Source organism: Xanthomonas indica, assembly GCF_040529045.1.
GTDB lineage: Bacteria > Pseudomonadota > Gammaproteobacteria > Xanthomonadales > Xanthomonadaceae > Xanthomonas_A > Xanthomonas_A indica.
In genome coordinates, this window is record NZ_CP131914.1 from 3,055,702 (window position 1) to 3,066,990 (window position 11,289).

At 71.6% G+C, this 11,289-nt stretch carries 14 protein-coding genes; 2 read left to right on the forward strand and 12 right to left on the reverse strand.

Annotated elements, in window-relative coordinates; translation table 11 throughout:
- Positions 1 to 7 precede the first annotated feature (7 nt).
- From Q7W82_RS13220 to Q7W82_RS13275, 12 genes are all read right to left on the reverse strand, one after another.
- Complete coding sequence (locus Q7W82_RS13220; RefSeq protein WP_242158686.1) at positions 8 to 550, reverse strand: DsbE family thiol:disulfide interchange protein; 543 nt, start codon at positions 548 to 550, stop codon at positions 8 to 10.
- Entirely contained in the window at positions 547 to 2,517 is a 1,971-nt protein-coding gene (locus tag Q7W82_RS13225; RefSeq protein WP_242158695.1) for a heme lyase CcmF/NrfE family subunit, read from the reverse strand. The genes Q7W82_RS13220 and Q7W82_RS13225 overlap by 4 nt, the downstream gene beginning before the upstream one ends.
- A 37-nt stretch (positions 2,518 to 2,554) precedes the next feature.
- Complete coding sequence (gene ccmE, locus Q7W82_RS13230) at positions 2,555 to 3,037, reverse strand: cytochrome c maturation protein CcmE (RefSeq protein ID WP_242158696.1); 483 nt, start codon at positions 3,035 to 3,037, stop codon at positions 2,555 to 2,557.
- Positions 3,021 to 3,233, reverse strand: coding sequence for a heme exporter protein CcmD (gene ccmD / locus Q7W82_RS13235; RefSeq protein WP_242158713.1), 213 nt, complete (start codon positions 3,231 to 3,233; stop codon positions 3,021 to 3,023). The genes ccmE and ccmD overlap by 17 nt, the downstream gene beginning before the upstream one ends.
- A complete protein-coding gene (locus Q7W82_RS13240) occupies positions 3,230 to 4,033 on the reverse strand; it encodes a heme ABC transporter permease (protein ID WP_242158715.1) in 804 nt (267 codons plus the stop codon). The genes ccmD and Q7W82_RS13240 overlap by 4 nt, the downstream gene beginning before the upstream one ends.
- A gap of 9 nt (positions 4,034 to 4,042) precedes the next feature.
- Positions 4,043 to 5,362 carry a S8 family serine peptidase gene (locus Q7W82_RS13245; protein ID WP_242158717.1) on the reverse strand — a complete coding sequence of 440 codons (1,320 nt, stop codon included), beginning with the start codon at positions 5,360 to 5,362 and terminating at the stop codon, positions 4,043 to 4,045.
- Positions 5,359 to 6,000 (reverse strand): zf-HC2 domain-containing protein, encoded by a 642-nt coding sequence (locus Q7W82_RS13250; RefSeq protein ID WP_242158719.1) that lies wholly within the window; start codon positions 5,998 to 6,000, stop codon positions 5,359 to 5,361. Before Q7W82_RS13250 ends, Q7W82_RS13245 begins: the two co-directional genes overlap by 4 nt.
- Positions 6,000 to 6,581 (reverse strand): sigma-70 family RNA polymerase sigma factor, encoded by a 582-nt coding sequence (locus Q7W82_RS13255; RefSeq protein WP_242083424.1) that lies wholly within the window; start codon positions 6,579 to 6,581, stop codon positions 6,000 to 6,002. The genes Q7W82_RS13250 and Q7W82_RS13255 overlap by 1 nt, the downstream gene beginning before the upstream one ends.
- Positions 6,582 to 6,644: 63 nt before the next feature.
- Complete coding sequence (locus Q7W82_RS13260) at positions 6,645 to 7,400, reverse strand: hypothetical protein (protein WP_242158721.1); 756 nt, start codon at positions 7,398 to 7,400, stop codon at positions 6,645 to 6,647.
- Between the two features lie 171 nt (positions 7,401 to 7,571).
- Positions 7,572 to 7,964: a c-type cytochrome gene (locus Q7W82_RS13265; protein ID WP_242158731.1), complete on the reverse strand. Its 393-nt coding sequence runs from the start codon at positions 7,962 to 7,964 to the stop codon at positions 7,572 to 7,574.
- A 23-nt stretch (positions 7,965 to 7,987) separates the two neighbouring features.
- The gene (locus Q7W82_RS13270) at positions 7,988 to 9,352 is read right to left on the reverse strand and encodes a cytochrome C (protein ID WP_242158733.1); all 1,365 of its coding nucleotides are present in this window, start codon (positions 9,350 to 9,352) and stop codon (positions 7,988 to 7,990) included.
- Between the two features lie 61 nt (positions 9,353 to 9,413).
- Entirely contained in the window at positions 9,414 to 9,926 is a 513-nt protein-coding gene (locus Q7W82_RS13275; RefSeq protein WP_311195490.1) for a cytochrome b/b6 domain-containing protein, read from the reverse strand.
- Between the two features lie 277 nt (positions 9,927 to 10,203).
- On the opposite strand from Q7W82_RS13275, the gene Q7W82_RS13280 reads away from it, so the two are divergent.
- Together Q7W82_RS13280 and Q7W82_RS13285 are read left to right on the forward strand one after the other, a co-directional pair.
- Entirely contained in the window at positions 10,204 to 10,620 is a 417-nt protein-coding gene (locus Q7W82_RS13280; protein WP_242158737.1) for an FdtA/QdtA family cupin domain-containing protein, read from the forward strand.
- A 3-nt stretch (positions 10,621 to 10,623) separates the two neighbouring features.
- Positions 10,624 to 11,289, forward strand: coding sequence for an acetyltransferase (locus Q7W82_RS13285; RefSeq protein ID WP_242158739.1), 666 nt, complete (start codon positions 10,624 to 10,626; stop codon positions 11,287 to 11,289).

Here is an 11,289-nt window from a genome sequence, read left to right on the forward strand (position 1 = left end):
AGGACGCTCATCGCCGCGCTCCGCCAAGCGCCGCAATCGCAGGGCGCACTTCGTCGGCCAGCACCTGCGGCGTCAGCACGCCGACGTGCTTGTAGCGGACCACGCCGTCGGCATCGATCAGGAAGGTCTCCGGCGCGCCGTACACGCCCAGGTCGATCGCCCGCTGACCATCGCTGTCGACCAGCACCAACGCATACGGATTGCCGCGCTGCGCCAGCCAGGCGGCGGTGTCGTGCGGATCGTCGCGGTAGGCGTAGCCAACCAGGGGCACGCCCAACTGCCGGGCCTGCGCCATCAGCAGCGGATGCTCCTCGCTGCAGGCCATGCACCAGCTGCCGAACACGTTGAGCAGATACGGGCGGCCGCGCAGCGCCTGGCTGCCGCTGCGCAGGTCCGGGCGGTCCAGGCGCGGCAGCGCGAACGGCGGCACCGGCTTGCCCAGCAGCGGCGAGGGCACGGCGCGCGGGTCGTGGCTGCGGCTCCACCACAGCCCGAACCCGAACAGCGCGGCCAGCAGCACGAACGCGGCCAGCGGCAGCAGCCGGCTCATGGCGCGGCTCCGGCGAGCGCGGCCGGCGCGGTCGCGCTGTCCGCAGCCGGCTGCGCACGCAAGCGGCGCGCGCCAGCGCTGACGAAGCCGCCGAGCATCATCAGCAGGCCGCCGGCCCAGATCCAGCGGATGAAGGGCTTGTCGTACAGGCGCAGGGTCCAGCCGTATTCGATGTGCTGGTCTTCTACCGGCTCGCCCAGCGCGACATACAGGTCGCGCAGCACGCCGGCGTCGATCGCCGCCTCGGTCTGGATGCGTTCGCTGCTGTACAGACGCTTCTGCGGGTGCAGCACCGCCACGACGCCGCCGTCGCGCAACACGGTCACGGTGCCTTGCTCCGCCTTCCAGTTGGGGCCGTCGACCAGGCGCACGCCATCGAAGCGAAACGCATGGGCGCCGATCTGCGCACTCTGGCCGGGATCCAGGCGCACGTCGCGTTCCACCGACAGGCTTTCCGACAGCAGCACGCCGGCCACGAACACCGCCACCCCGGCATGCGCGAGCAGCATGCCGGCCAGTTCGGCGGGGAAGCGGCGGCCACGCGGCGCGCTGCGCCAGCGGGTCAGCGCATACAGGGCGGTGCCGACGCCGACCCAGGCCGCCGCCGCGACGCCGGCCACCGCGCGCAGCGTGCCCGCGCTCAGCAGCCATGCCAGGAGCGCACAGGCCAGTGCGGCCAGCCCGGCGCGCGCGGCCACCGCGCGCAGTGCGCCCGGCTCGGTGCGACCCCAGCGCAGGTAGGGACCGAACGGCAACAGCAGCACCACCGGCAGCATCAGCAGCGGGAACAGCAGGCCGAAGTAGGGCGGCCCGACCGAGAGCTTGCCCAGCCGCAGCGCATCGCCGAGCAGCGGGAACAGCGTGCCCAGCAGCACCATCGCCGCGGCCACGCTGAGCATCAGGTTGCCGACCAGGATCGCAGTCTCCCGCGACAACGCGGCGAACGGCTTGCCCGCGGCCAGGCGCGGCGCGCGCAGCGCGTACAGCAGCAACGAGCCGCCCACCACCAGCACCAGGAAGCCGAGGATGTACAGGCCGCGGCGCGGATCGGCGGCGAAGGCGTGCACCGAGGTCAGCACGCCCGAGCGCACCAGGAAGGTGCCCAGCAACGACAGCGAGAACGCCAGGATCGACAGCAGCAGGGTCCAGGCGCCGAGCGCGCCGCGCTTCTCGGTGACCGCCTGGGTGTGGATCAGCGCGGCGCCGACCAGCCACGGCATGAAGCTGGCGTTCTCCACCGGATCCCAGAACCACCAACCGCCCCAGCCCAGCTCGGCGTAGGCCCACCAGCTGCCGGCGACGATGCCGGCGCTGAGGAAGCCCCAGGCGACGTTGGTCCACGGCCGCGCCCAGCGTACCCAGGCCTGTTGCTGCTCGCCGCCGAGCAACGCGGCGATGGCGAAGGCGAAGGCCACCGAGAAACCGACATAGCCGGTGTACAGCACCGGCGGATGCAGCACCATGCCCGGGTCCTGCAGCACCGGGTTGAGCTCGCTGCCGTCGCGCGGCATCGGCGACAGGCGCGCGAACGGATTGGAGGTGAACAGGACGAAGGCGAGGAAGCCGCTGGCGATCAGCCCGAGCACGCCGAGTACGCGCGCGGCGAACGCTTCCGGCAGGTGCCGGCCGCTGCGCGCCAGCGCCACCGTCCACAGGTTGAGGATGGCGATCCACAGCAGCAGCGAGCCTTCATGCGCGCCCCACACCGCGGCCAGCCGGTAGTACCAGGGCTGCGCCAGGTTGGCGTTGGCGGCGACGTAGCGCACCGAGAAATCCAACTGCAGCAACACGTAGGCGAGCAGACCGAAGGCCAGCCAGGCGAAACCGGCCTGGGCATAGGCGGCCGGCCGCGCCACCGCCATCCAGGCGCGCTGGCCGCGCCAGGCGCCGAGCAGCGGCAGCACCGCCTGCACCAGCGCCAACAGCAAGGCCAGGATCAGGGCGCATTGGCCGAGTTCGGCGCTCATCGCGTGGCTCTCCCGGTGCGGTGGCGCGCGATCGGCCTCATGGCCGCGCCGTCGCTGCAGCGGCGGCCGCTGCTGTGCGAGCGACATGCACCCGATCGGCATGCGCCTGCGCCATCGCGTCCTTCAGTTCCTGCGGCATGTAGGTCTCGTCGTGCTTGGCCAGCACTTCGGTGGCGACGAAGCGCGCACCCTGCATCGAGCCGGTGGCGATCACCGCCTGGTTGTCGCGGAACAGGTCGGGCAGGATGCCGGTGTAGGCGACCGCCGTGGCGCCGGCCTTGTCGATCACGGTGAACTGCACCTGCAGCGCATCGGCGCTGCGCGTGATCGAGCCGGCCTTGACCATGCCGCCGAGCCGGAATACCCGGTAGTCCTTGGCCGCGCCGGCCTGCACCTGGCTCGGCGTGAACAGGTAGCTGATGTTGTGCTGCAGGGCCAGCACGAGCAGGCCGGTGGCCAGCGCCGCGGCGCCGAGCAACAGCAGTACCAGCAGCAGGCGGCGCCTACGGGTGGGATGCATCGCCAACTCCAGGGACGACGGCATTGCCGCGGGCGCGGCGGGCCTGTTCGCGGGCCGCTTGCGCGCGGATACCAGCGAGCAGGCGGCGCTGGCGGCGGCGTGGCAGCAGGCTGTCCAGGAGCAGCACTACGAAGACCAGCGCGTACGCGCTCCACACGTAGACGGCGTAGCCGCCCATCGCCCAGAACCCGCTCATGCCGCGTGCTCCGCGGGCAGCGGCACGGTGTCCGCGTGCGTCGCCGCCGGCGCTGCCTGCAGCGCGAGCGCACGCACCCAGGCCTTGCCGCGCTCCAGCGCCAGCAGGTCGGTGCGCATGCGTCCGCACAGGCTGGCGACGTAGTAGCACTTGCTGGCGACCACGCCGAACAGCAGCGGCCACAGCATCGACAGCGGCATCTTCGACGGGCCGAGCACGCGCACGGTGGAGCCCTGGTGCAGCGTGTTCCACCAGACCACCGAGTAATGCACGATCGGCAGGTTGATCAGCCCGACCAGCGCCAGCAGCGCGGCGGCGCGCGCGCCCTGGCGCGGATCGTCGATGGCGCGGTGCAGGCCGATCACGCCCAGGTACAGGAACAGCAGCACCAGTTCCGAGGTCAGCCGCGCGTCCCAGGTCCACCAGGTGCCCCACATCGGCCGGCCCCACAGCGAGCCGGTGCACAGGGTGGCGAAGGTGAAGGCCGCGCCGATCGGCGCCGACGCCGTGCAGGCGATTTCCGCCAGTTTCACCCGCCACACCAGCGCGACCAGGCCGGCCACGCCCATCGCCGCGTAGACGAACAGGCTCATCCACGCGCAGGGCACGTGCACGAACATGATGCGGTAGGCGTCGTGCTGCTGGTAATCCGGCGGCGCCAGCACCAGCCCGCCGTAGCCGGCCACGGCGCCGAGCAGCACGGCCGCCGCCAGGCTCCACGGGCGCACCGCGCCGGCCACGCGGTAGAAGGTCGGGGGCGCACCGAGCCGGTGCAACCAGAGCGGGATCCAGGAACGCATGGAGTGCCTCTAGCGGGCGAGGGGAGCGCTGCGCGGCAGCGCCTGCACCGCAGCGGCGGCGTCCACCTGCAGCAGGCCGTCGCGCTGGCGGCTGGTGCGCAGCAGCAGGTCGTGCACGCTGCGCGCGTCCAGCTGCGGCGCCAGCGCCAGCAGCAGCGCGACCACGCCGCTGACGTGGGCCGTGGCCATCGACGAGCCGGAGGTGAAGTCGTAGCCGCCGTTGGGCTGGGTGGTGAGGATGTCCTCGCCCGGCGCGCTGAGCACGCCGGGCGGCGCCGGCGTGGCGGCGCTGCTGCGCACCACGATCACCCCGGGAATGCCGTCGGGAAACCCGTCCAGGCGGCCGTTGGGCGGCATCGCCGCGACCACGATGCGGCCATCGCGCAACAGGTGTTCCAGCAACTTGCGCAGCAGCGGGTCGGCCGGGCCGCCGAGGCTGAGATTGATGATGCGAGTGCGGGTGTCGCCGATCGCCGCCAGCGCCTTGGCCAGGGTGAAGGAATTGCAGCCGGCGCCGGCGCCGGGCCGCTGCGGATACCAGCAGGCCTTGTACACGTCGAGCATCGCCTTCGGCGCGATGCCGACGATGCCCAGGTGGTTGTTGCTGCCGGCGGCGATGATGCCGGCGACCTCGGTGCCGTGGTGGTCGCGGTTGAACGCGCCCGGATCGGCGGCGACCAGGTCGCGGGTGTTGCGCAGGCGCCCGCGCAGGTCCGGATGGGCGGTGTCCACGCCGGTGTCGACGATGGCCACGTCCACGCCCTGGCCCTGGCTCAGCGCCTGCGCGGTGGCCGCATTGGTGGCGGCGAAGCCGCGCTGCATGTCCACGTAGGGGTCGTTGTAGCGCAGCGGCTGCGCCGGCGCGGCGGCTTGGCTGTCGGCCGAATACGTGCCGAAATCCTGCAGCGGCTGCGACAGCGCCACGCGGTCGTCCTTGGCCAGTTGCGCCAGCAGCGCGGCACGGTCGCTGCCCGGCGCCGGCTCCAGCACCACGCAGTACAGCCCTAATGCCTTGATCGGCCAGCCGGCCACCTGGCGCAGGCCGTAGCGCTTGTTCAGCGCGTCCAGGGTGGCCACCGCCTGGGTGCCGGCGCCGTAGTAGCGCGCCGAGGCGTAGCCGAGCAGGTTGGAGCCGGCATGGCGGCTGGGCGCGGCCATCGGGTTGGCCACGGCGAGGACGATCTGGCGCTGGCTGTCCAGCGCCGGCGACGGATCCAGGCCGGGCAGCTTGGCCGCGGCCGCAGGATCGGCGACCGCCGTCGGCGCGGCGTGGGCGCAGGCGCCCAGGCCCAGGCAGGCGACGAGCAGGCTGGCAAGATGCAGCTTCATGGTGCGGCGATCGGCTCCGCCAGGCGGATGCCGGCGGTGGCGCGCAGCTGCTGCACGCTGCGCTGCGGCTGCGCCGCCGCGCCGGCCTGGATCGGCACCACGGTGTAGGCGCCGGCCGCATTGGGGCCGCCGATCACCCGCAGCTGCAGCTTGCGCAGCAGCGCGTCCCAGTCGGCCAGGGTCATGCGCGCATCCGGCACCACCCGGATCGCGTCGGCCGCCAGCGGCTGCGCGGCGTCGCTGAGGGTGCGGTAGGCGGTACTGCGCTCGTGCTCGGCCGACAGGCGCAGGCCCAGCACGCCCAGGCCCACCGCCTGCAGCAGCGCGGCAGCGACCAGCGCCCGCGTGGTCCAGCTGGCGCGGCTGCGCTGCGGCGGCGCCTGCGGGACCGGCGCGTCCAGGCGCTGCAGCAGGCGCTGCAGCCCGGCCTCGGCGTCCACCGGCACGTCGCTGGGCAGGGTCATGGCCATGCGCAGGCGGCTCTGCTGGGCGAACTCGGCGCTGCAGTGCCGGCACTTGGCCAGGTGCGCCACCAGCCACGCGTTTTCTTGTTCCGTGGCGCTGTCCTGCAGCACCCACGGCATCAGTTCCCAGGCGTGCGCGCACTCGTTGCCTGGCTCGTTGAAGCCCGATTTCATCACGCGCTCTCCGTCAGCGTGGACGCGCCACCGGCCAATCCCGGCAGCACGTTGCGAAGCTTGACCCGGGCATGGAACAGCCGGGCCTTGATGGTGCCCACCGGGCACTGCATGATCGCGGCGACCTCTTCCAGCTTGTGGCCGAGGCCGTAGACCAGTTCCACCACCAGGCGCTGGTCGGCCGACAGGCGTTCCAGGCCCTTGCCCAGCCAGTCGCGCAGCTCGCGATCCTCGTCCGGGTCGGCGGCCGCCGCGTGGTCCTCGGCCATCGCCCCGTCGTCGATCGCATCGTCGCTGTGGTGGCGGATCGCCTTGAGCCCGCAGCGGTAGGCGATGCCCATGATCCAGGTCGAGACCTGCGAGTCGCCGCGGAAGTCGCCCGCCTTCTGCCAGACGATCCAGAAGCAGTCGTTGATCGCCTCCTCGATGATGTCCGGGCGACGAGTCAGCCGCGACAGGAACCGGCACAGGCGGCCGTGGTAGGCGCGGTACAGGCGGGCCAGGGCCTCGCGGTCGCTGGCCGCCATGCGCCGGAGCAGCATGCGGTCGGTGGCATCGCCGAGCAGGTCGGTGTCGTTCATGGGGGCAGGTATGGCAACGGGCACCGGTATGTGCCGGGGCGGCACGGAAAGGTTGCGCTCGACTCAGAAGCTGCGGGAGAGGCTGGCCACCCAAGGCCACAGGCCGCGGTCGGCATAGCCGGTGCGGGCGTTGCTGAACACGCGGTCCACCTCCAGGCTCCAGCGCCCGGCGTTCCAGATCAGCCCGGCGTGGCCGTAATGATAGTGCGCGGTGTACTCCAGTCCGTACAGGGCCGGCGGCGCCTGGCTGACGCCGGCCCCCACCGACAACGACAGCGGGCCGGCCAGCGGCTGGTGCGCGGTCAGGTCGAGCGCGCCGTACCAGCGCTGCTGCAGGCCGCTGTCGGGCATGCGGAAGGCGGCCAGCGACAGGCTCAGGCGGTCGCGGTAGCTCCAGCCCAGGCTGACCTCGTCGCGGTTGAACAGGCGGTTGGCGCGCGACCCAGGGTAGCGGTACAGCAGCGCCTCGGCCTGCAGTTGCCAGCTGTCGGACAGGGTCCAGCTGCGCGACAGGCCGACGCTGCCCATCAGCACCTTGCCCGGCGCATCCAGCGCCACGCTGGCCGCGCCGCTCAGCGACCAGCCCGGCGCCGGCAGCCAGAACAGTGCGCCCTGCAGGGTCGGGGTGCTGCGGGTCACGGCGATGCCGCGGTCGACCAGTTGCGAGCTGATCCCGGCGGCGCCGCCGACATCGCCGGCCGTGGCGACCGGCGCGTGCAGCGCAGCGAGCGCCAGGGCCACCGCCAGTGCCGCGCCGGCGCTTGCGCGCCATGACCGCCGGCCCGCGCCGGCAGCCCCGCCGATGCGGGCGCTCAGCATGCGCGGCCCGCTCCGCGGCGCAGGAAGGCGGCGGGAGGCAGGGGCGACGCGCCGAGGGCGGCAGGGGGCAAACGCACGGTGGCTCGAGGCTCGCAGGTCAGGAATCGGGGACGGGCGCGGCGCGATGGCCGGCCCGTCGGGCGCCGAATATGACCGGATCGGGCAGCCAGTTCAATGCAGGCTGTGCAGGTAGGCGATCAGGTCCTGCAACTGCTTGGCATCGTCCAGACCGTCGTACTTCATCTTGCCGCCGGGCAGGGCCTTGGACGCCGGCTGCGACAGGTAGCTGCGCAACTTGTCGTCGCTCCAGGTCCACTGGCTCTGCTTCATCGCGTCGGAATAGGCGTAGTCGGGCACGCTGCCGGCGCGGCGTCCGACCACGCCGAACAGGGTCGGGCCTTTCTTGTTCTTGGCCGGCGCGGCGCTGTGGCATTCGGCGCATTCGCTGGCGAACACGCCGGCGCCGGGCGCGCCGCCGGCGGCATGCGCGGACGGCGCCACCGCGGCGGCCAGCAGCAGGCCGGCGAGCAGGGTGCACAGGGGGAAGGCAGTGGCGGGTTTCATGGGGGAAGCTCCGTGTGGGGACATCAGAAAGCGAGGCTCAGGCTCAGCGCGAACTGATTGAGATCGCGCGGGCGGGTGACCGGGGAGGCGCCGAACACGTTGCCGGTGCTGCCGTTGAACTTGCTGAAACGGAACCAGGTCGCGGACAGGCGCAGGTTGGAGATCGACGAAACGCTGTCGTCCTTGCCGAACGGCGCCCACGAGGCGCTGATCAGGTTGCTGGTGGTGTCCGGCGCGCCGTACGGGCGGTAGCGGAACGGATCGTCCGAACCGGTGTTGATGAAGTGCGCCAACAGCAGGCTGTAGCTCTGCCTGTAGGTGTAGTTGAGGCTGATCGACTGGTCGCGCACGCTGGCCCGGCGCGGGCCGGCCAGGGCCGGGTCGGTGGGGTCGATCAGCGTGCTGCCGTAGCGGCGGCGCTCGTAGATGTTGAGGTAGCCGAGCTTGAGGATGTGCTCGCGGGTACCCAGGAACTGATAGTTGAGGTCGTAGCCGAGATCGGTGAAGTCGTCGCGCGGGCCGGTGCTGCGCGGCAGCTGCCGGCGCGTGGTCAGCGCGACCACACCGGCGGAGAAGAACTGCCGCTTGAGGTCCTTCATGTAGCTCAGGCGCAGGTAGCCGGTGTCGCTGAGCTTGCCCGGATCGCCGCCGACGGCGTAGCCCAGATCGTCCTGGGCCGAGACCGGCAGGGCGGTGTAGGTGCCGAGTTCGCCGTACCAGTTGCGGTCGTACAGGCCGTAGACGCTGGTGCCGATCACCCGGTTGGACAGCGCCGACTGGTTGAGCAGCGTGGTCGAACTGGCATAGGCCGAGGCCGGGCCCAGGCCGGAGGCGTTGGGCAGCATGCCGATCGGATCCTGGCTGCCGGGATTGTTGTTGACGCTGACGCCGAGCAGGGTGTCCTTGCCGCCGAGCTGGAAGCTCTTGAGCACCGCGCGCAGGTCCACGTTGTCCAGGCGCGTGGTGTAGTCGTTCTTGCCGTTGTTGCTGGTGGCGACCTTGACGTAGCCGCCGACGTTGTCGGTGAGGCGCCCGGCCAGGTACAGGTCGGCCTCGCTGAAGCGGGTGCGGCTCTCGCCGCGCGCCGGCACGCTGCGGTTGGCGGTGAGCTGGGCGGAGGCCGGGATCTTGGTGCCGTTGCCGTCGCTGTCGGTATAGCCGCCGAGCTTGAAGCGCATGCCGTACGGGGTCAGCGCCGGGCCGTAGGCGCCGATGTGGCAGTCGGCGCAGGACGAGCCGGTCTGCCGTGCGAACGCCGGCACCGCCGCGGCGCGCGGGCTCAGCACCAGCAGCAGCGAGCCCAGCGCCGACCACAGCAGCGCCTGCTCGGCGCCGCGCGTCCTGTCGCTGCGGGAGTAGGTGGAGGGGGACGACGGGGCGCTGTGCATGCGGAGAGTCCTTTGGCGGGTGGGTGCGGCGACGGACGGAAGCGGGGAAGGGCGAATCGACTCAGCGGCGGCGCAGGAACGGCAACATCCGTTGCAGCACGGCGTCGCGGCGCACGAGGTGGTGCCACAGCGCCGCGCCGATGTGCAGCAGGATCAGGGCCAGCAGCAACCAGGCCGCGTCCACGTGCCAGGCGCCCAAGGTGTCGGCGAGATCGGGATCGGGCGCGACCAGTTCCGGCAGGGTCGCGCCGAACAGATGCACCGGCTTGCCCATCGACTGGCTCAGCGCCCAGCCCAGCACTGGCAGGGTCAGCAGCAGTGCGTACATCACCACGTGGGTGGCGCCGGCCAGCAAGCGCAGCAGCGCCGAGCCGGCATCCGGGTCGTGGCGCTTGCCCAGGCGCATCCGCAGCGCGACGCGCAGGCAGAACAGGCCGAGCACGAACAGACCGAAGTGGCGGTGGCCTTCCAGCAGCCATTGCCGCCACATGCGGCCTTCGACTTCCTCGCGCAGCAGGATCAATCCCGCCGCCAGCACCAGGCACAGCACGGTGAGCCAGTGCAGCCAGACCATCGGCCGCGGCAACGCCGCCGACGCGGCAGCGGGGGGAACGGGCGGTGTCGGCGCGGCCGGCGTGGGCGAGGTCATGGCGGTACGCGGTGTCCTTGGAGGCGACGAGGGGGCCCGCGGCGCGATGCGGCGCGGCATCGCGGCAGCGGTGGTCGTCGATGGGTGCTCGTGATGCGCCGAAAGGTTGCGTCGCGCTGCGCGTCGCCATTGCGCAACCTTTCCGCGGACGCGCGGCACTCAGCCTGGACGCTCCGATGCGGAGCCCGGGTCGGGCACTCTGATGGCAATCGAACGAATCCAGTTGCGGACGCACGGCGACGCGCGCGGCCAGCTCGTGGCGCTGGAACAACAGCGCGACGTGCCTTTCGACATCCGCCGCGTGTACTACCTGTTCGCCACCCGCAACGGCGTGCACCGCGGCCAGCATGCGCACCGCCATCTCAACCAACTGGCGGTGGCGTTGCATGGGTCGGTGTCGTTCCTGCTCGACGACGGCAGCGGCCCGCTGCAGGTGGTGCTGGACGACCCGCGGCAAGGCCTGCTGCTGGGCAGCATGGTCTGGCGCGATCTGTACGACTTCAGCGAGGACTGCGTGCTGATGGTGCTCGCCGACCAGGCCTACGACCCGACCGACTACATCTTCGACTACGACGAGTTCCTGCGCGAAGCCGCGGGCGTGCGCCGGCAGGAGGCCTAGGCCATGGCGCGTCCCCTGGTCATCGTCGGCGCCGGCGAACTGGCGCAGATCGCCTGCGAATACTTCACCCACGACAGCGACTACGAGGTGCTGGCCTTCAGCGTGGAGCGCGACTACCTGTCCACGCCGACGATGGCCGGTCTCCCGGTGGTGGCCTATGAAGAGCTCGAGCAGCGCTATCCGCCGTCGCAGGTGGACGTGTTCGTGGCGATCCCGGCCAGCGGCCTCAACCGGCTGCGCACGCGCTTCTACCTGGATGCCAAGCGTCGCGGCTACCGCATGGCCAGCTACGTCAGCTCGCAGGCGTTCGTGTGGCGCAACGTGGAACTGGGCGAGCACTGCTTCGTGTTCGAGCATAACGTGCTGCAGCCGTTCACCCGCATCGGCGCCAACTGCATCCTGTGGAGCGGCAACCACGTCGGCCACCGCACGGTCCTCCACGATCACGTGTTCCTGGCCTCGCATGCGGTGATTTCGGGCTATTGCGAGATCGGCGCGAGCAGCTTCATCGGGGTCAATGCCACGCTCAGCGACCGGGTCAAGGTCGCCGCCGACAACGTGATCGGTGCCGGTGCGCTGCTGACTCGCGACACCGAGCCCGGACGCCTCTACGTCGGTGCGCCGGCGCGGGCAGTGGCCGGCAAGTCCAGCTTCGACGTGAACCTGTGA